The following is a 21,243-nucleotide window of genomic DNA, read 5'->3' as shown; positions in this document are numbered from 1 at the left end:
TACTTAATAAATCATGAAAATCATGACCATCTGCGTTCCGTTCTGTACATAAAAAAAGGACCCGTAATAGTTACAGGTCCTTTCCTTTTAATAAACTTTGATAAAAAAGACTATTTGGTTTTTGCAAAGACTTCTTTCTGGAAGCGCGGCATCTGAACCACGTCGTTATTTTTTACCCTATTGCTATAATTTTTAAATAAGCTTTGCCAGCGCAAATTCAATACTCCCAAAATACCTTCTTTTACTATGCCTTTGTTCATTTTAGAAGCACCATATTTTCTGTCCTGGAAAATGATAGGCACCTCTTTTATTTTAAAACCAAGTTTCCACGCTGCGAATTTCATTTCTATCTGGAATGCATAACCAACAAACAATATTTTATCAAGATTAATTGTTCTCAATACGTCGTTTGTGTAGCATACAAATCCGGCTGTAGAATCTTTTACAGGAATCCAGGTGATCATGCGGGTGTACAGTGAACCTCCTTTTGAAAGCACCACTCTGTCCCACGGCCAGTTTACGTTTCCACCACCTTTTACATAGCGGGAACCAACGGCCACGTCTGCACCCTGATATTTACAGGCTTCGTACAAACGGCTGAGATCTTTGGGATTATGAGAAAAATCAGCGTCCATTTCAAAAATGAACTGATAATCCCTGTTGAGGGCCCATTTGAACCCATGAATATAAGCCGTACCTAAACCAAGTTTACCTTTTCTTTCTTCAAGAAAAAGTTGACCGGGAAACTTTGATTGTAGTTCTTTTACAATCTCTGCCGTCCCATCAGGAGAACCATCATCAATTACCAAAACATGAAATTTTTCATGCAATCCGAAGACCGCATGCAAGATATTGGAGATGTTTTCCTTCTCGTTGTAGGTAGGTATAATTACTATTTTTTCCAAGGCAAAAATATATTAATGCAAATGTAGAACTTTTAGCCGCTAACCATTTCCCAAATTTCGCACATATGTGCATTTTATCCCTTCTTTAACAATGTACGATTCAGTATTTCCGTGAGTTTTTGCTTGGTATGGAGTGGAAAATCGCCTTTCATCATCCAATCGTAGTACTGTGGCTCCATTTTTAAAACTTCTGCTACTGAACGTCCTTTGTATTTGCCGAAGTTGAAGATTTCCACGCCTTTACCATCCATAATAAAGCGGCGGGCAAAATCAACAATCATGTCATCGCCAGTAAATTTAAGGATATCGTCAATTGTATTACCAAGATTGGGGTAGCGTTGTACCTGCGCAACCAGGATTTCCAGTGTTGCAGTTGCATCAGCCTCTGCGCTGTGGGCATCTGTCAGGTCTTTTTCACAGTAAAATTTATATGCTGCGCTCAATGTACGCTGCTCCATCAGGTGAAATACTTTTTGAACGTCCACCAGTTTGCGGTTTTTCATGTCCAGCTCTATACCCGAGCGGAGAAACTCTTCCATCAGCATTGGAATATCAAAACGGTTGGAATTATAACCGGCAAGGTCTGTATTATCCAGAAACTGCTTGATCTCGTTTGCAACAGCCTTAAAAGTGGGTGCATCCTTAACCATTTCATCGGTAATGCCGTGAACCGCGGTGGTTACCGCAGGAATAGGCATACCTGGATTGATGAGTTTACGTTTCACTGTTTTTGTACCATCTGTAAGCATTTTTACAATGGCAATTTCCACAATACGGTCCGTACTTAAATTAATGCCTGTCGTTTCCAGATCAATAAAAGCCAGTGGACGTGCTAATGATAACATGAATATTAGAAATTAGGTATTAAAAATTGGTATTTTAAACGATCTCTTTCGCAAAAGTAAGGATATCCAATCCATCATAATTGCCGGAACTCATTAAAAGGAGATTTGCATTTTTGTAATCTTGCTTTTGCAACCAATCCTGCAGTTTGTTTTTGTCATTGATCACTACCAAACCTTTCTTATCAAAACCTTTCTCAACTACAGGTGGATCAAGCGGTGGCATTCTTTTCAATTCGAGCGCATGATTGCTATAGAAAACAACGGCTTCGTCGGCTTTATCCATGGCGCCTTTGTACTCGCTCATAAACTTTTCATTCAAACTGCTGAAAGTGTGCAGTTCAAAAACAGCAATCAGTTTTCTGCCGGGAAACTGCTGTTTCACAGCTTCTATTGTCGCTTTTGCTTTCGAAGGTGCATGCGCAAAATCGCGGTAAACATTTGTTCCGTCGTTCTTTGCAAGCAGTTCCAATCTTTTGGAAGCACCTGTAAAACTTGCTATCGTTTTGAGGAAAGTATTTGTATCAACACCGGCCTCTTTACATGCATAGTACGCCGCGTTCAGATTAAGCAGGTTGTGATTGCCAAACACATTTAAAGTAGCAGTTTGATTATCAATCACCACTTTTGTTTGTCCGTTCTCAATCGTATGCTCCGGAATTGCGTACGCGATTTTGCGAACTGTGGAAGGATGGGCTGAAACCAGTTTCTTTAAAACTTCATCTGTTTCGTTGTAAATCAATACGCCGCCCGGTTCAATTTTATCGATAAATATATTGAATTGTTCCAGGTAGAAGTCGAAGGTTGGAAACACATTAATGTGGTCCCACGCAATCCCTGTAATAATAGCCACATGCGGAAACAGGAAATGAAACTTCGGTCTTTTTTCTATTACGCTTGCAGGGTATTCATCACCTTCGCAAACGATCAACGGCGCGTCGGTAATGGCAACTGACTGATCAAATCCTTCAAGTTTTGCTCCAACCAAATAGTCAAAAGCTTTTCCCGAATTTTTCAGCACGTGCATGATCATGGAAGTTGTCGTTGTTTTACCATGACTTCCTCCAACAACAATCCGTTTCTTGTTTTTGCTTTCTTCGAAAATGTATTCCGGAAACGAGTGAATATTGAGGTTGAGCGATTTCGCTTTTTGCAACTCGGGATTGTCTTCACGGGCGTGCATACCCAGGATCACCGCGTCTATATCGGTAGTTATCTTTTCCGGATACCAACCATCCTTTTCAGGCAGAATACCTTCCTTTTGGAGATTGGATTTTGCGGGTTCAAAAATTTCGTCATCACTACCTGTTACAATATATCCTTTCCTTTTTAGTGCAATCGCCAACTGATGCATTACACTACCTCCTATTGCTATAAAGTGAACTTTCATTTAAGTCGTGCGTTATAAGTTTTAAATTATAAGTTTTGAGTAATGAGTTCTCACGGATTGCCTTGATTTTGAGCGCATTTTGTTCGCGAACATACCCATAACTCACTTCCTGCAATCTCGTTAAGTTTCCACAAGTAATAAGTCTTGAGAGGTGGATTTCGAATTGAAAGTATTTGTTGGAGAGACATACTTATAACTCAAAACTCACAACCCATAACTTGCTTTGCAAATATGCACTAAAAAAAATCGTTTTCTCTTGCTTAATCAAATTTTATAATGCATCTTTGCACCTAGTCTAAATAACTCCTAATAGTCCTATAGTACCAACACCAATTCCTCGTTCCGTTTTCCTTTGAATTCCACGTATTTGTTGCATGATGCTACCCCGTAGCACCGTCTTTTTTTTAACTTTAAATACCAGAAAATGAAAACTAGAATCTTTATTGTGTTGGCACTTATCGCTACAGTAGCGTTAACATCATGTTCTTCATCAAGAAGTGGTTGTAAAGCAACTGCCGGCATGATCGGTTACAGATAATCTATTAACTTTTTCAATAATTGACTTAAGGTTACTTTTGTAAATCAAGAGTAACCTTTTTTAATTATTTGCACCTATTATGAAGTGGAACATATTGAACTCAGAGCAGCAGTTGGACGAAATAAAGAAGAATTCTGGCACAAAACCGCAAGTGATTTTCAAACATTCTACCCGATGCTCCGTTAGCAGCATGGCTAAAAGCAGACTTGACAGAGAGAAGGAAAACGAAAAAGCCGACTTTCACTATCTTGATCTTATCGCACACCGCAATATTTCAAACAAAATCGCTGAAGATTTCAGCATTCGTCACGAGTCCCCGCAAATATTATTGATCAAAAATGGCGAATGCGTTTACGACGAAAGCCATATGGGGATTAATATAGATGAAATTGAGGAGAAGTTCTAGGGATTGAATAAACTGAATAAACTGAGTGTCATATTCAATCGTGCACAACGAATTTGAAACACTCAGTTTATTCAGTCTATTCAGTTTATTCAATTATTCTGCGGCTTTTGCTGGCTCGCTCGCCGCACCAAAATCAAGCACATCCTGGGTCTCGCCGCAGTTTAGCATTTTACTGCCGAAATATGGGTTTTTAATTTCTTCCAATTGGCTCAGCCATGCAGCGCCTGCACTGTTAAATGCCATCGGGCAAAACTGATGGTAGATTTTTTGTTTATCGTAACGAACCGTTCTTACCAGGTCGTACATCGCGTCAGAGATCATTTGGAATTCTTTTCTTTTTGCTTCAATGTCTTTCTCTCCCACCAGACCTTTTGCGGAACCACTAATTGTACCAGTATATGATTGAGCAGTAGATTGCAGCGCTCCGGTTGAATCAGTGAGAGCTTTTACATTCAAACTATCTGCGTTAACTGCCAGCTTTTTTGCTGCAGCGTTTGCTTTTGCCGAATCCGTGGCCACCAAAGCATCTTTCAATTCGAAATAATTGCCCAGCAGTTTCTCAAATGACTGATTGAATTCGTTTGAATTTTTACTAACAACCGGTACAGTAGGTGGGGCTTCCTGCTTTTGTTCTTCCGCTTTTTTATTGCCACCACCACCGCAGGAAATAATGAATGCTGAACCGACTACTGTTGCCATTAACAGATTTCTCATCGTTTTTTTATTTTTTATGGGTAAGAAAGTAAGGCACACACATGACACTGATTGGCAGATTAACGCTGATCAGAGATAAGTCAAAAGTGAAAAATCAAAATTCAAAAACTATTAGCGCAGTCACGCCAAATAACGGGTTTTCACTTTTGATTTTTTACTTATCTGGGCAAATCAGTCCCATCTGCATCATCTGCGTGCTCTCTAATTTTTCAAATTAATATGCTTTTTCAAAGATAGCTAAAGCTTTTACTCCGCTGAATGAATTATTTTTGCATCCCGTTGCCGGGAGACCTTTTTCTTTCGGCAATTTTTTAAATACTAAAAAAAGCAATCGTCTTTTTCACCATTGATAATCAATCAGAAAAAGAATCGCCGCAAAAAATTATGTTAATAGGTCTACAGAACGTTACGTTTGAGTTTGGTGCAAGAACAATAGTTGAAGATGCTACATGGCACATCCAGCCGAATGAGCGCATTGGTCTCATTGGTTATAATGGTACGGGAAAATCAACTCTGCTGAAAGTGTTGGTGGGCGAATACCTGCCGTCCAAAGGAACGGTGGAAAGAAGCCGCGGCACCACTATCGGTTATCTTCACCAGGATCTTTTGAGTTTTGATACCAACGACAGCATTTTGCAGGTTGCCCTCGGTGCTTTCGAAAGGGTATTACAATTGGAAAAAGAAATTGAAGAACTGGGTATCGAACTGGAAAAAACCGGCGACGAAAAAACTTTGCATGAGTACTCTGACCGTCTCCACGAAATGGATACGCTTGACGGTTATAATATTCATCACAAGACAGAAGAAGTTTTGCAGGGTCTTGGTTTCAGCAATGCCGACCTTCAAAGACCTTACAAAGAATATAGTGGTGGATGGCGCATGCGTGTGCTGCTGGCCAAAATGATCCTCCAGCAACCGGATGTTTTGCTCCTCGATGAGCCGACGAACCACCTTGACCTTCCTTCTATCGAATGGTTGGAAAAATACCTGACGCACTACAAGGGCTCTGTGGTAATTGTAAGCCATGATAAATACTTCCTGAATCGCATGGTAACGAAGATCGTGGAGATATATCAGCGTGAAATTCATCAGTACACAGGCAACTTCGAATACTACGAAAAGGAAAAAGAACTGCGTGTAGAAATGCAACAACGTGCATTCGAAAACCAGCAGGATTATATCCGTCAGCAGGAGCGTTTTATTGAACGCTTTAAAGCCAAAGCCAGTAAGGCGGCGCAGGCACAGAGTGTGCAAAAACGTCTCGACAAAATAGAACGTATCGAAGATGTGGAAATTGAAAGACCGAACATCAGGATCAACTTCCAGGTTGACAAAATTCCTGGAAAAATTTTGGCAACACTAAAACACGTGACCAAAAGATTCGGCGATAATACAATTATTGAAAATGCATCGGCAGAAATAGATCGCGGAGATAAAATCGCATTGATTGGGGCGAACGGTAAAGGTAAGTCTACCCTGCTGCGAATCATTGCCGGTGTTGAACAATTCAGCGAAGGAGAAAGGGTTTGGGGCCATAACGTGCAAGAGAGTTTTTATGCCCAGCACCAATTAGAGGATTTGAACCTGAATAATACGATCCTTGATGAAATGAAGGAATGCGGTAGCCAGAAGACAGATGTGGAGCTGCGTACTTTATTGGGTTGCTTCCTGTTTGGCGGCGAGGCTGTTGATAAAAAAATAAAGGTACTAAGTGGAGGAGAAAAAGCAAGGGTTGCACTGGCAAAAACGATCGTCAGCAAAGCCAACTTCCTGATGCTGGATGAGCCTACGAACCACCTTGATATGCACTCTGTTGAACTGTTGATCGAAGCTTTGAAAAAATACGAGGGTAGTTTGATCCTGGTAAGTCACGACCGTTATTTTGTACAAAAGACGGCAAACAAGATCTGGGAAATTGCCGATCATGAGATTAAAGAATTTAAAGGCACTTATGACGAATACGTAGAGTGGAAAGAAAGAATGGCGGCCCAACAAAAAAATGCTGAGAAAGTCGAAAAACCAGCTAAAGCAGAGGTTAAACCAGAGCCCGCTCCTGCACCAAAACCTGCAGCCAATAACAACCAGGGAAACGCCATAAACAAGGAAGCTCAAAAAGAACTGCAAAAGCATCAAAGGCAGTTTCAACAACTGGAAGAAAAAATTAACAAGTTGAAAACACAACAGGCTAAACTGCAAGAACAACTTGGCAATCCTGAAACATATTCTGATAAAGGAAAATTCACTCAAACTGAAAGCAACTACAAAAAAGTGAGTGAGGAGATTGCGCAGCTAAATGCCCAGTACGAAACGACCTTCGAAAAGATCGTGGAGCTGGAAGCGCAGGTGTAATGACTGAATAACTGAGTAACTGAATAACCGAGTGGTTCGAATGCTCAACACTTAACGCTTAATACAGCGAGTTTGTGTTGAGCATTCTGCATTAACCGTTAAACCATTCAGTTATTCAGTTACTCAGTTATTCAGTTATTCCCTTTTCTTCCTTAGATTCGTGTTACAACAGCGTGTATGCTCAGAGGAAGAATCATCTGTACAACTCTTATTCTATTTAGTTACTTCTCCCTGTTTGCTCAATCCGGACCGGCACCGAGGCCAAAAATTGGATTGGTGCTAAGCGGCGGCGGAGCAAAGGGACTTGCGCATATAGGCATACTGAAAGCATTGGACTCTGCAGGACTTCACATCGATTATATTACCGGGACAAGCATGGGCAGCATCATCGGCGCTTTGTATGCGTCGGGATATACGGCCGATTCTATAGTGCATATTGCACATAGCATCGACTGGGACCTTTTGCTTTCCAACCAATCGCAAATGCGCAGTTATATGATGGAAGAAAAGGATGAATATGGACGATACACCATCGAATTACCTTTTGTGAATGGGCGCTTTAAATTTTCTTCAGGCCTGCTTGAAGGTGAAGAACTTTGGCTGAAGTTTTCCGAGTTATTCTTCCATGTTTACAAAACCACCAATTTTGATAGCCTCCCTATTCCGTTCAAATGCGTCGCCACAGATCTTTCCAACGGAAAGGCGGTTGTAATTGATTCGGGGAATATTGTAACGGCGCTTCGTGCCAGCATGGCTATTCCCAGCGTATTTACGGCGGTAGATTATGAGGGAAGAAAACTGGTAGACGGTGGGTTGATCAGGAACTTCCCTGCAAGCGATGTAAAAAAAATGGGTGCCGATATTATTATCGGAAGCGATGTGGCGCAAGGATTAAAATCGCCCGAAAAGCTCAACTCACCTATTGAAGTTTTATTGCAGATTGCTTTTTTTAAAGAAGCAGAATTAAGGCCGAGTGAAGACAGTCTTTGCCAGGTGTACATAAAGCATGATGTAGAAAGATATACGTCTGCAAGTTTTTCCAGCAGCTCCGTCATTATCGACTCTGGCATTAACATGGGAAGAAGATACTATTCCTATTTCAAAAAGATCGCAGATTCCTTGAACGTATTGTATGGTGAACGCGCCTATATCATGCCCGTTATCAAAAGAGATTCAACCGTTATCATCGATTCAATGCAAGTCGTTGGATTGCGTTTTACAGAAGAAAGCTTTTTGAAAAACATGATGCGTTTAGAATTGCATCAGCCTTATACCGAAAAGGACATTTCGAAAAGAATACGCATGGCATTTGGTACACGTTACTATAATAAGATAACTTACCAGTTAACGCCGCTGGATTCGGGGCATTGTAAGATAACGCTTAATATAGCCGAGAATCCGCAAAGCTTCGCAAAATTCAGCTTGAACTATAACCGTACAACGGGTGTGGGCGCAGTGGCTAATCTTACAACAAGAGACTGGCTGTTTAAAAAGACAAGAGATATTGTAACGGCAAACCTTGGCGACAACATCAAAGTACGGGCGGAACACATGCAGCTTTTTGGCAAGAAAGGGGCATGGAAAGTATTGCTTCTGGACGGCAGTTACGAAAACCAGGAACTGACGATATACGATGATTTCAGAACCGCCGGATTATATCAGCAGCGTTATTCGCATCTTGGTGCCAAACTGCAAACGTCCCGCAAACGCAGCATGACATTTGGCGTGGGTGCCGCTTACGAATGGATACATTATCACCCAAAAATTCCTGCGCCTGAATCCTTTTCAGGAAATGACAATCAATGGAACACATCATTTTTTTTCAAGTTTAACACACTTGACAAGCCAACTCTTCCATTAAAGGGCATTCGTACGGAACTATCCATGAACTATGTTTTTAACCAATCGCCCAATGCTTTTATTGTACATGACAACGATGTAAAGACTCCAATTGATTCGCTTTTCAATTTCACCAACCATGTGGGACTTCATTTTTTCCTGGAAGGTTATAAAACAACTAAGAGGAATACATTCTCCACCTTGCTGCAGGCGGGTGCATTGTTTAACAACAACCAGATACTATTCAACGACTTTTTTATCGGCGGGTTAAACAGTGTAATACATAACCAGGTATTGTTTGCGGGGTTGCCAGAAGCTGCAATTATTACTCCATCCTATCTTACCTATCAATGGGGCTGGCGCAGAGGCTGGTTCACTAACACTTATACAATTTTGCGTGCCAATATTGGCATCTACGATTATATTCAACAAGACAATACTTTCCAAAGACCCAAGTGGCTCACGGGCTACAGCGGAACGCTGGGCTACACATCTCCATTAGGCCCAATTGAATTTAGTGTGATGTACGGTGACCAATCGAAGAAAGTGACAACCTATGTAAACTTTGGATTTGCGTTTTAGAGAGCACACAGATGACGCTGATTGTACTGATTTACACGGATCTTTTTTCAAATAACTGAATAACTGGTCCACGAAATTCTAAATGCGAAAGTGATTGCATAATTATTTTTATTTACCGGCATGCCAACGGCTTAAAAAACTCATTTGACATCCACAAAAAAAGTTTAGTGAAATGACTTTCACTAAACTTTGAGCAAACTCTTTATGGTAAATAGTTTCATGAGATTCTACCAATCATTTTTCAGTAATATGCCGAATAAAAAATCCGTGTAAATCAGTCCAATCGGTGTCATCTGCGCGCCACTCCCTCCATTTTCAACTTTCAACTTTCAATTTCTACAAATTATCCTCTGAATTTTCCACGTGCTGCGCTTTCAGGAAATCTGTCACTAAGTAGCTCACTAGTTTGCCAATAGTATCATCTCTCCTGCCATCGCTTAATTGCGCCGCGCCTTCGCAAATGTGCAGGTACGCTACATTGGCTTCTGATGCTACCATGTTGATGTAATGGCGTGCATGGATTGGTGATATGCCGCAAGGAGAAATCGCACTGCTCAATACATTTTCAATCGCGTCAAGATCAAGTTCTATACCGCAGGCGGTGTCGTTTGTAAAATCTATTCCATCTGCAATGGCCTCGATAAAGTTTCTTTTGCCATGCAGGAAAATATCTTCGTATGTAATGCAGTCAAAGAATGGATTGTTTACAATATCCATCCAAACATTTTGCGGCAAATAATTTTCGTGGATACCCAGCATAAAATATTTCTGCAGGTAACCATCCTCTTCAGCATAGCGGAAACCGTTGCCGCTGTGTCGGCCTTCTGCGGGTCGATAATCACTGTGCGCATCCAGGTTGATCGCGTTGATCTGTGCCAATGGAATGACACCGGCTTTATGCAAACCTTTTGCAGCACCTTTGATCAAAGGGTAAGCATTGTTATGTCCGCCGCCAATTATGATTGGAATTTTTTTGTATGATGAGATTGTTTTAATCAGATTTTCAACTTCTTCATCAATTGCATTTACGGCATGGCGATAAGCTTCAATTTTTTCATCAGCATTTGTCACGTTGCCTTCAATCACATGCGATAGTGCAGAGAAATCAAAATGTCCCAAAACTACGATGTCATTTGCCTGTAAAAAATCATTGCTTTGTACATTGAGAAAGCTTTGAATAAATGGCTGCCACGCTGTGTCAGCGCCGCCTTTTCCATGATTGGCCCTTACGCCAATATCTTCTGAAATGCCTACGATCACAAAACGAGCAGGAGATGTTTCCAGGTCCGCAACACTTTTTACAACAGCAACTTCTTCTCCTATTTTAGTCTCAAATTTTCGAATGTGTGTAAACGAAAGGATGTCCTTTTTAGTGTAAATTTTAAGATGCTGCATAAAAGTAGTTTATCTACTAAAGCTATTGTTTTGTTTCAAATAATCTTGAGGTTTGTGGAAATAAATTTTAACACACTGACTAAAATCATGTACGAAGTAAAGTAGGAGGTACGATGTTCGGTGTACGAAATTCGCTAGACTTTTACTTAATAATGACTATCGTACACCGTACTCCGCACATCGTACATTATACGATCTCGCCATTAATCATGACGTTATCAATAAGATTGCTGCCGAATGAATATGGCAGATAAGCTATAGAAGAAACGGGTTTTGTAAAAATCAAATTGGCTTTTTTGCCTTTAGTAATGCTGCCAACTTCATCTTGCAGTTCCATCGCATAAGCACCATTTAGCGTCGCTGCATTAATGGCTTCCTCTGGTAACATTTTCATTTGAATACAGCTAAGCGAAACGACAAAATTCATGTTGCCACTTGGCGAAGAGCCGGGATTAAAATCTGAAGCCAAGGCCACTGCACAATTTGCATTGATCAGTTGTCGTGCTGGCTGCATAGGCATGCGCAGGAAAAATGCAGCGGTTGGCAAAAGCGTGCCAATCACCGGAGAGGCGCCGATTGCTGCAATATCTTTCTCTGTCATCGTTTCCAGATGATCCATCGAAACAGCCCCGAGCTCAATACCTTTTTCTATACCGCCAATGCTATTTAATTGGTTAACGTGCAGTTTCGGTTTTAAACCGTGTTGGATGCCTGCCTTGCAAATCGTTTCCATTTCTTCGGTAGAAAAGAAACCTGTTTCGCAAAAAACATCGATATAATCTGCTAATTTTTCATTGGCTATTACAGGCAACATTTCATTTATGATGGAATCAATATAGCCCTGGTGATTTTCTTTGTATTGAACAGGATAAGTGTGCGCTCCTAAGAAAGTGGCTTTGATGGAAAGCGAAGATTTCTCTTTCAGTTTTTTTATTACGCGTAACATTTTCAACTCGGCGTCAACAGATAATCCGTAGCCGCTCTTTATTTCAATTGCGCCGGTACCGAGTTTACTCAGTTCTTCTAAACGTTTCCATGCCTGAGCAAACAGTTCTTCCTCTGATGTGTGGCTAAGCTTATTTGCCGAGTTTAAAATGCCGCCGCCTTTTGCAGCGATCTCCGCGTAACTCAATCCGTTTATCTTGTCAACAAATTCTGTCTCGCGGCTGCCGGCAAACACAATGTGCGTGTGGCTATCGCACCAGGCGGGCAAAACGAATGCGCCGTTGGCATCAATGGTGTTTGCACTGCTTGTTTGAAGATCACTCATCTTGCCGTAGTCCGCAATGATGCCATCTTCGATGATGAGGTACGCGTTTTCAATTGTGGGCAGTTCCCTCAGAGCATCACCTCTTAATAAAATACTTTCCTCTCTTACTCCTACTAATTGCGCGATATTCCTGATTACTAATGTAGACATTCGATAATTTGATTTTAACAAATTACCACTAAGGCACTCAGGTCACTAAGTTTCACTAAGAGAACCCTTAGTGCGGCTTAGTGACCTGAGTGTCTTAATGGTCAATATTTTACTCTATGCACTTCTCTTTTCTCCTCGTATCAATAATGTATTGAATTTTCCACTTGCCATCAAGCTTCACCAACTGAAATGAATTCACACCGCAGTGACTGAATTTATCGCCCAGGAAAAATTGATACGGCGTCCACGCAGAAGCAAGATCCGCATCGATTTTGATTGTCTCAAATTGTATTCTTTCATCAAACACCAACGGATGTGGCTTTGCCACAAACTCAATAAATTTACTCATTTCTTCTGTCCTCACTATTACCTTTTGGTCTTTATTAGTTACTACTGTTTGAAGAACAGCATTCGGAGAAATAGCACTGATCAGCAACGCAGTATCGGAAGTTTTCATTCCTTTAAAAAAATTGTTGATCGTTTCTTTAATCGCAGATTCTTCTGATTGTGCATGCAATAACGAGCAAAAGCATAAGAGGGCAATGGTTAGGGCGTATTTCATGATAATAATTAAATAATTGAATCGAAGACTAATAAAATGAATTCCTAATTCCTAATTCCTAGTTCTTTTAATCTATTTCAATCTTTCGGAAATATCCAATCCAAATTTTCTCGACGTGTCCTTTGCAATGTCATAACCGGCATCTGCGTGACGGATAACACCCATTCCCGGGTCGTTTCTCAATACACGGCTTAAACGCACTGCTGCATCGTCCGAACCATCAGCAACAATAACCATTCCAGCATGAATACTGTAACCCATACCAACACCACCACCATGATGTAGACTCACCCAGCTTGCGCCTCCTGCTGTATTTATCAATGCGTTCAACAACGGCCAGTCAGCCACCGCATCACTGCCGTCAAGCATCGCTTCCGTTTCGCGATTAGGACTGGCTACAGAACCTGTATCAAGATGGTCGCGACCTATTACTATCGGCGCTTTTACTTTTCCGGATTTCACCAATTCATTAAATGCAAGACCTGCCTTTTCACGCTCACCCTGCCCCAGCCAGCAGATACGCGCAGGCAAACCCTGGAATGAAATTTTTTCTTTTGCCAGCTTCAACCAGCGCTGCAGACTTTTATTTTCAGGAAACATGTTGGCAATTAGTTCGTCTGTCACCGCGATATCCGCAGGATCGCCGCCTAGTGCTGCCCAGCGGAATGGACCTTTACCTTCACAGAACAATGGCCGTATATAAGCAGGAACGAATCCAGGAAAATCAAACGCATTTTTCAAACCTCTCTCCTGCGCACGTGCACGAATGTTGTTGCCATAGTCAAAGGTAATCCCCCCCATTTTTTGCAATTCAATCATCAACTCAACATGCAGCTTCATGCTATCATAGCTAAGATCGATGTATTGCTGAGGATTTTCTTTACGCAAGACATTTGCCTGTTCATTCGTTAAAGTATGAGGAATATAACCGATCAAAGGATCATGTGCAGAGGTTTGGTCCGTTAAAGTATCCGGAACGATTTTTCTCTCCACCAATCTTTGCAGTAAATGCACCGCATTGCACAACACACCAATGCTCAGTACTTCTTTGTTTGCTTTCGCTTCCAATGCGCGGTCGATTGCTTCGTCAATGTCTGTTAGCTTAATATCAAGATATTTTGTTTCAAGTCTTTTATCAATGCGCCATTCTTCTACTTCTGCAATCAGTGCAACCCCTTCATTCATTGTTATGGCCAAAGGCTGAGCGCCACCCATTCCCCCCAGTCCGGCAGTTACGTTCAATGTACCTTTTAATGTGCCTCCAAAATGTTTGTCAGCAGCTGCTGCATATGTTTCATAAGTACCCTGCACGATTCCTTGTGACCCAATGTAGATCCAGCTTCCCGCAGTCATTTGGCCGTACATCATCAAACCTTTTTTCTCCAGTTCATCGAAGTGCTCCCAGGTTGCCCATTTAGGAACAAGTTGCGAATTGGATATCAATACACGCGGAGCATCTTTGTGAGTACGTAAAATGCCGACAGGTTTACCACTTTGTATCAGCAAGGTTTCATCTTCATTCAAATCTTTCAAGGCTTTGATGATCAGATCAAGGCTTTCAAAATTTCTTGCTGCTTTACCACGTCCGCCATATACGATCAAATCGTCGGGCCGCTCGGCTACATCGGGATTTAAATTGTTTAACAACATACGCAATGCAGCTTCCTGTACCCAGCCTTTACACTGTAATGCAGAACCGGTAGGTGTCTTATATTTTTCAACGTCGTAACGTTTGTAAGTAGTTGTGCTCATGTTTAATTTAGTTGTTAGTTGATAGTTAGTGAGATGTACATAGTACTTCTTACATTAAAAATTAAAGTTTTCAAATCCTTTACCTAACACCACTCCTTTCTCCCTCGCAAACGCATCTACATTTTGTACAAAAGAATAGTCGTGGATAATGCTTCTGATAGCGTTGATGTCGTTTGCAAAAATTCTGTCTTCCTCTGCGAAGCCTGCAAATTTGCGGACATACTCATGTGCAAACTCAAGCAATTCGCTGCTTCGCAATGGCCTTCTGAATTCGATCGCCTGGCAGGCACTCATTAATTCGATCGCTAAAATCCATTCGAGATTATCTATTACCTGGTTCAATTTTCTTCCGCTAATGCTTCCCATACTTACGTGATCTTCCTGCCCCAATGAAGTTGGAATACTATCTGCACTTGCGGGGAAACATAATGTTTTATTTTCTGTAACCAGCGCTGCTGTTGTATATTGAGGAATCATGAAGCCACTGTTCAGGCCAACATCTTTCATCAATAACATCGGCAATCCCCATTTTCCTTCCAGCAACAGATAGCAGCGACGATCCGAAATATTTCCCACTTCAGCTGCTGCGAAACATGCGTAATCAAGGGGTAACGCCATTGGCTGACCGTGGAAATTTCCACCACTGATCGTATCATCTGCCGAGAAAATAATTGGATTATCTGTTACCGAGTTCAATTCTATTTCAGTCAATTCATTCAAATGCAACCACGAATTACGGCTCGCACCGTGCACCTGCGGCATACAACGCAAACTATAGGGATCCTGTACCCTTCCGCAATCCATATGACTTTGCATGATGTCTGAATGCTGCAATAGCAATCTCAATCTCTGAGCAACCAATCTGTTTCCTGCATATGGACGCAGCTGATGCAATCTTTCATCAAACGGAGCCTTAGTGCCGGTTAATGCTTCCAGGCTCATCGCACCGATGATATCAGCAGCTTCCAAACAATTGTACATGCGCTCAACTGCTTTCACTGCGAATGCTAAAATAAATTGCGTTCCATTGATCAACGCCAAACCCTCTTTCGGACCGAGTTGTATGGATGCTAAATTGTTTTGTTGCAAGACGCCGGATATATTTTGGCGCTTGCCTTTGTAGAAAACTTCGCCCAAGCCTATCAACGGCAAAAACAAATGGCTTAATGGCGCCAGATCCCCACTTGCGCCAACACTTCCTTTTTCCGGAACAACTGGAATAACATCATTGTCGATGTGCCACATAATTCTTTCCAGCGTTACCAATTGCACTCCAGAAAACCCTTGCGCCAAAGCATGCACTTTCGTGATCAACATAAGCTTTGCAATTTCCTCAGGTATTGCATTGCCAACGCCTACGCTATGACTTTGCAAAATCTTGTGTTGCAGCAATCGTGTATCCTCCGGAGAAACGGGTTTATTTGCCAGGATGCCAAAGCCAGTATTTACGCCATACACAGTTCTGTTATCATCCACAATTTGTTGCACATCCCGCTGGCTCTTCTTAATCTTTTCCAATGCTGCATTACCTAGCACACCTTTTATTTTTCCAGATGCGATCTGCAACGCAATACTTGCTGTTAAGTGATCAACTCCGTATTGAAAGGTCATATGAGTTTATAGTTGTTAGTTGATAGTTGTTAGGAATTGAAAGTTGAAAAATGAGAAAGCACCCCATTTTCAACTTTCAATTTTTCAATTTATTCTCTATTCTGTTGAACAAGCTCGCTGTTTGCAGTCCCTGCTCTACTCCACCTATTGCTTGCAGAACTTTTCTGCTGTCTTTATTTTCATTGATCAGTTCCTCCATGGAATCCTGTAGTGCCTTCCAAATGGGCTTCACCTGCTGCAGCAATTGATTTCCCTTGCTTGTAAAAGTTAAGACTTTTTTGCGGCCATCATCTTTTGCTTTGCTGATCTTTATTAAGCCTTTAGATTGCAGATTCGTAACCAATTGACTAACGGCAGAATGCGAAATATTGAGCTCGTCTGAAATGTCTTTGATGGATACGGCCTGTCTTTCCGACAAAATATAAAACACCGGAAACCAGGAAGCATCGAACTTAATCTTATGATGCTTGTACAGATCATTTACATCCGCAAGAAAGCTCTCACTCAACCTGCGCAAGCGACTGCCAAAAACCAAAAATCCAAGTGATTCGTAAAAATTCATAAATTATATAAGTACTTATACAAATATAGCAGAGTTTTCATTTTGTGCAAAAATTTTCACGCAAAGGTTTTCACGCAAAGACGCCAAGGAGCAAAGACGCATAAGGCTTCTCGCGGCGAACGCAACGGAGCAGCGACGCAACGGAGTCAAAACTACATGCGGCATTCGCTTGCGTAATAAAATATACTCTTCCTTATGCGTCTTTGCTCCTTTGCAGCTTTGCGTAAAATCCTCCGCGTCGCTGCTCCGTTGCGCTCGCTGCGTGAAATATCTTTCTTCTCTTTGTGTGAACTACATTTTTTATTAAGTTAGGCTTCTAATTGTCCTATATGTATCGTAAACTTCGGATTATCCTTCTTGTCGTTCTGGCGATTGTACTCACTTTTGTCATTAGTTTTTGTTGGCGATCTTTCCCGATTATTAGCGGCTATGGTGCAAAGAATCTCTGCTCTAATGTTTTCATAGCGGGAAGGTCTCCGGAGGATGTGATCAAAAATGAACTGGAAGGTTTTCCCCTGTCGCTTGGAACGTACAAAGTAAACCTGCAGGACTCTTCAGTAACGGGCACTGTATTTGGCTTTGCAAAAAGGGTCGCGATCTACCGTTCAGGCATGGGAGCAACACTGTTGAATGGAGTCAGCAAAGAAGATTTTTACAAGGAACCGAGAAAAACAGTTGCACCATATCTTACGCTTGCAGATCCGGCATTGTGGCCCTACAGCAGCAAAATGAACGACTCCGTGATTGCAGGCATTGATAAAAAACTGATCAATGTTGCATTAGACTCTGCGTTTGGAGAGCCTGGAGAAAAAAAGAACCGAAGAACAAGAGCTGTTGTGGTTGTTTATGATGGACAGATTATTGCAGAAAGGTATGCCGATGGCTATAGCTCCAGATCCAAACTTATTGGTTGGTCAATGACAAAAAGTATTACCAATGCTTTGCTGGGCATTTTGGTGAAAGATGGCAAACTGGATGTAAACGCACCAGCACCAATCGCAGAATGGAAGAACGATGATCGTAAAAACATTACTTTAAAAAACCTGATGCAAATGTCGAGCGGTTTGAAGTGGGAAGAAAATTATACCAAGTCGTGCGATGCCACCAACATGTTGTATAAAGAAAAAGACATGGGCGGCTTTGCGTTGCAAGCTCCGATTGAAAGGAAACCAAACACTTTCTTTTACTATTCAAGTGGAACCACAAATATCTTGTCTCACATCGTTCGCGAAACCATTCCTGCCAGTGAGTACGAGAACTTTCCATATACAAGATTATTTTACAAGATAGGTATGAATAGCGCGGTGATTGAACCGGATGCCGGTGGCACTTTTGTCGGTTCATCCTATTCATTTGCAACAGCGAGAGATTGGGCAAAATTTGGATTGCTGTATTTGAACGATGGTGTTTGGAACGGCGAACGCATTTTGCCGGAAGGCTGGGTAAAATACAGCACTACACCCGCAACTACACACCCTATGGGTATGTACGGAGCTCAGTGGTGGCTAAATGCAGGCGCGCCTGGTAATCCTGCAAAAAGAGAATATCCCAACGTGCCCGCTGACTGCTATTGGGCGGACGGCTACGAAGGACAATATGTTTGGGTAATTCCTTCAAAAAAATTAGTGATTGTAAGACTCGCTTTAGAACATGGCAACAAGATGAATGCGGATAAATTCCTGCATGATATAGTGAACGCCGTTCAATAAAACGGAACGCAGATTTTCATGATTGAGATGATTTTTTATGATTTGAAAATTGACATTTGATATTTGCAATTTGATGTCGTTTAGTTAAGCAACTTGTCAATTACTTGGTTGCTATGTCCAGGAAAGAAAGACTGCTTGTCATCCCGACGAAGGAGGGATCTGCGTGATTGTTTACGCAGAGTGTTCGTTAGTGTTAGGCCCAGATCCCTCGTTCCTCGGGATGACAAGCGAGATGCTTTTGTTTTTTCAAACACTTAACTAAACGACATTGTATTTGCAATTTGATATTCAGGCTAGCGTTAAATAGCAAATATCCATTCCAAATAAAAAATCATCACTAATCATGACAATCATGAAGATCAGCGTTCTCTCTCATCTTCAAATTTTCAAATTATTGTATTTTTGTGCATGCTCAAATCTTCCAGTGCGTTTTCCGCTCGTGCGGCGATCTCTGCTTTCTTCTTTGTATCGGGTTTTAGTTTTGCAAGCTGGGCTTCACGCATTCCTACATTAACGCAGAAATTACATTTGAATGAGGCGCAATTGGGAAGTATATTGTTCGCAATGCCACTTGGCTTAATGCTTACACTTCCCGTGACCGGTTTCTTATTGAGCAAATTCAGCAGCAGGAATATCATGGCCGCAGGTGCAGTTATTTTCACGCTGGCGCTAACTGCCATTGGTTTCGCACAAACGCCGTGGCAATTAGCTGTTATTCTCTTTTGCTTCGGTTCCTCACGCAACTTCATGCATATCGCAATGAATGCACAATCTGTGCAGGTTCAGCATTTATACAACAAATCGATTATTGCATCTTTTCATGGAATATGGAGCCTCGCAGGTTTTGCAGGTGCTGCAACGGGGGCATCAATGGTATATTTCAACATCTCTCCTGCCGTTCATTTCACCATTGCAGCAGTACTTTTGCTGATTGTAATTGTTGTTGCTTCACGTTATAGTTTGCCTGATACAGAAACCGCAAAAGAGAAACGTCCAGCATTTATTTTGCCTGATAAGTCACTCGTAAAGCTTGGGCTCATTGGCTTTTGCAGTCTCGCGTGTGAAGGAACAATGATGGATTGGGCGGGCATTTATTTTAAAGAGGCGGTGATGGCTCCTGCAAAATTGATCACCGTTGGTTACATTGCGTACATGACCGCTATGACAATTGGTCGCTTTGTGGGCGATAAACTCATCAATTTATTAAGCGTAAAAAATGTTTTGCAGATCAGCGGCGCATTGATCATGTGCGGCTTATTGCTTTCCGCAGGTTTTCCATTTTTCATACCTTCTACAATAGGCTGTATTCTTACAGGTTTTGGCGTGTCGTGCATTATGCCAATGATCTTCGCTCTCACCGGAAAAAACACAACGATGAGTCCGGGCACAGCAATTGCAGCAGTATCTACGGTAAGTTATCTTGGCTTCTTAATGGGACCACCGTTGATCGGTTATATTGCGCATGCAGCGGGCATCCGCTGGTCTTTTGCAACCTTTGGTATGCTTGGTTTGCTGGTGATTATTCTTACTACTAAACTGAAAATCGCGAATCGGGAATCGTGAAACGTGAATGGGTTTCCGAAGGCTTTGCAACAGCTATTATTTTGACAGTTTCATCCTGCTCGAAGGATATTCATGATTCACGATTGACCATTAACGATTATTTGAGAATGTAATTCTGTTTTCGTATTTTCATATAGACCAAAATACCTGTGTATGAAAACATTATCCGAAACCTGGTTTGCCGAAGGCTACATAGATTTTGAGCTCAAAAAATATACACTTCTGGCCTACTTACAGGAGGTGGGTAGATATTTTGCAGAAAATAAACTTTACCCTCAACTAGGCGACCTGGTTTTCCACTACAATAACATTGTTGCGTTCAGAGAGAATAAAAAATACCTGCAGGAGCATTTTCCCAAAACACTCACTGGCATTCAAATGGAGAAACTTCAATTGTTGTACAACCAAATGATTGAAGACGACGAACTGATGCAGGAGCTTGAAAGCATTATCAATTATTCTGCCGGCAAAATGAAGAACACCATCACAAACGGCACGGAGATCTATGAGTTTGTGGAAACAAAACTGAACATCTTCCCTATTGGCATTGTGCCACTCGAGCATAATGAAGGATATTTTTTCCTGAATGAAGGCAAATACAACCTTACCCGTGTGTATCAATATCACTTGAGTTTTTTTGAAAAACACGATGAAAAATACCGCACCATTGTAACTGAGTATGTTGACTGCTGGGAAAGAAATATGGTGAACACCTACGAAAATATCAAAGCTGAACTGATCAGGAAAAACAAGACGTTACCAAATCCCGCAGTATATTCCATCGAAACAGAACTTTCTTATCCGCTGGAGGAAACGTTGTTGCCGATTGCGAAAAGAAGCCTGGTGAGGTTGATAAGTAAAGCAGCGTGAGTGGCGAATTAATAATTAATAATTAACAATTAATAGGTGTTGCAGCATAACCAGAAAATAACTTCTTCATATTCTATAAAAAAATAAGGCGGCATTCAGTAACGAATGCCGCCTTATTAATTCTTAATTATGCCTCGTCCTGAAATAAGTTGACACAAAAGTTGACTTATACAATGAAAGCAACAAAGAGTGGTAATCTAAAAAGGACCCAGAAGGATTATAGTTTATCGTTCA

Annotated in this window: 16 protein-coding genes; 6 read left to right on the top strand and 10 right to left on the bottom strand. The window is 41.4% G+C overall.

Annotated elements, in window-relative coordinates; all coding sequences use genetic code 11:
* Positions 1 to 110 precede the first annotated feature (110 nt).
* The 3 genes from QJ048_RS04560 to QJ048_RS04550 all read right to left on the bottom strand — a co-directional run bounded on the left by QJ048_RS04560 (position 111) and on the right by QJ048_RS04550 (position 3,137).
* Complete coding sequence (locus QJ048_RS04560; protein ID WP_282333144.1) at positions 111 to 905, bottom strand: polyprenol monophosphomannose synthase; 795 nt, start codon at positions 903 to 905, stop codon at positions 111 to 113.
* 74 nt (positions 906 to 979) lie between these two features.
* The gene (locus tag QJ048_RS04555; protein WP_282333143.1) at positions 980 to 1,750 is read right to left on the bottom strand and encodes a 3'-5' exonuclease; all 771 of its coding nucleotides are present in this window, start codon (positions 1,748 to 1,750) and stop codon (positions 980 to 982) included.
* Between the two features lie 34 nt (positions 1,751 to 1,784).
* The gene (locus QJ048_RS04550; RefSeq protein ID WP_282333142.1) at positions 1,785 to 3,137 is read right to left on the bottom strand and encodes a UDP-N-acetylmuramate--L-alanine ligase; all 1,353 of its coding nucleotides are present in this window, start codon (positions 3,135 to 3,137) and stop codon (positions 1,785 to 1,787) included.
* Between the two features lie 617 nt (positions 3,138 to 3,754).
* On the opposite strand from QJ048_RS04550, the gene ytxJ reads away from it, so the two are divergent.
* Positions 3,755 to 4,081: a bacillithiol system redox-active protein YtxJ gene (gene ytxJ, locus QJ048_RS04545; protein WP_282333141.1), complete on the top strand. Its 327-nt coding sequence runs from the start codon at positions 3,755 to 3,757 to the stop codon at positions 4,079 to 4,081.
* Between the two features lie 93 nt (positions 4,082 to 4,174).
* Here ytxJ and QJ048_RS04540 read toward each other — a convergent pair whose 3' ends face one another.
* Complete coding sequence (locus tag QJ048_RS04540; protein ID WP_282333140.1) at positions 4,175 to 4,795, bottom strand: DUF3347 domain-containing protein; 621 nt, start codon at positions 4,793 to 4,795, stop codon at positions 4,175 to 4,177.
* 384 nt (positions 4,796 to 5,179) lie between these two features.
* On the opposite strand from QJ048_RS04540, the gene QJ048_RS04535 reads away from it, so the two are divergent.
* Both QJ048_RS04535 and QJ048_RS04530 read left to right on the top strand, forming a co-directional pair.
* Complete coding sequence (locus tag QJ048_RS04535; protein WP_282333139.1) at positions 5,180 to 7,144, top strand: ABC-F family ATP-binding cassette domain-containing protein; 1,965 nt, start codon at positions 5,180 to 5,182, stop codon at positions 7,142 to 7,144.
* 177 nt (positions 7,145 to 7,321) lie between these two features.
* Positions 7,322 to 9,565, top strand: a complete 2,244-nt coding sequence (locus QJ048_RS04530) for a patatin-like phospholipase family protein (protein WP_282333138.1) — start codon at positions 7,322 to 7,324, stop codon at positions 9,563 to 9,565.
* Between the two features lie 336 nt (positions 9,566 to 9,901).
* Here the strand turns inward: QJ048_RS04530 and QJ048_RS04525 are convergent, their stop codons facing one another.
* From QJ048_RS04525 to QJ048_RS04500, 6 genes are all read right to left on the bottom strand, one after another.
* Entirely contained in the window at positions 9,902 to 10,960 is a 1,059-nt protein-coding gene (locus QJ048_RS04525) for a formimidoylglutamase (protein ID WP_282333137.1), read from the bottom strand.
* 187 nt (positions 10,961 to 11,147) lie between these two features.
* On the bottom strand, positions 11,148 to 12,380 hold the full coding sequence (gene hutI / locus QJ048_RS04520) for an imidazolonepropionase (protein WP_282333136.1): 1,233 nt from the start codon (positions 12,378 to 12,380) through the stop codon (positions 11,148 to 11,150).
* Between the two features lie 109 nt (positions 12,381 to 12,489).
* On the bottom strand, positions 12,490 to 12,942 hold the full coding sequence (locus tag QJ048_RS04515; protein WP_282333135.1) for a nuclear transport factor 2 family protein: 453 nt from the start codon (positions 12,940 to 12,942) through the stop codon (positions 12,490 to 12,492).
* Positions 12,943 to 13,014: 72 nt separating this feature from the next.
* Positions 13,015 to 14,694, bottom strand: coding sequence for a urocanate hydratase (gene hutU, locus QJ048_RS04510; protein ID WP_282333134.1), 1,680 nt, complete (start codon positions 14,692 to 14,694; stop codon positions 13,015 to 13,017).
* A gap of 54 nt (positions 14,695 to 14,748) precedes the next feature.
* Entirely contained in the window at positions 14,749 to 16,305 is a 1,557-nt protein-coding gene (hutH, locus tag QJ048_RS04505) for a histidine ammonia-lyase (protein ID WP_282333133.1), read from the bottom strand.
* A 76-nt stretch (positions 16,306 to 16,381) separates the two neighbouring features.
* Positions 16,382 to 16,867, bottom strand: a complete 486-nt coding sequence (locus QJ048_RS04500; protein WP_282333132.1) for a MarR family winged helix-turn-helix transcriptional regulator — start codon at positions 16,865 to 16,867, stop codon at positions 16,382 to 16,384.
* A gap of 329 nt (positions 16,868 to 17,196) precedes the next feature.
* On the opposite strand from QJ048_RS04500, the gene QJ048_RS04495 reads away from it, so the two are divergent.
* The 3 genes from QJ048_RS04495 (at position 17,197) to QJ048_RS04485 (ending at position 21,009) form a co-directional block, all read left to right on the top strand.
* Complete coding sequence (locus QJ048_RS04495) at positions 17,197 to 18,576, top strand: serine hydrolase domain-containing protein (RefSeq protein WP_282333131.1); 1,380 nt, start codon at positions 17,197 to 17,199, stop codon at positions 18,574 to 18,576.
* 408 nt (positions 18,577 to 18,984) lie between these two features.
* A complete protein-coding gene (locus QJ048_RS04490; protein WP_282333130.1) occupies positions 18,985 to 20,139 on the top strand; it encodes an MFS transporter in 1,155 nt (384 codons plus the stop codon).
* Between the two features lie 153 nt (positions 20,140 to 20,292).
* Positions 20,293 to 21,009, top strand: a complete 717-nt coding sequence (locus QJ048_RS04485) for a hypothetical protein (protein WP_282333129.1) — start codon at positions 20,293 to 20,295, stop codon at positions 21,007 to 21,009.
* Positions 21,010 to 21,243: the final 234 nt, after the last annotated feature.

It is taken from the genome of Pinibacter soli, assembly GCF_029961145.1.
Lineage (GTDB): Bacteria > Bacteroidota > Bacteroidia > Chitinophagales > Chitinophagaceae > Pinibacter > Pinibacter soli.
This window is presented reverse-complemented; position numbering and strand designations above follow the sequence as displayed.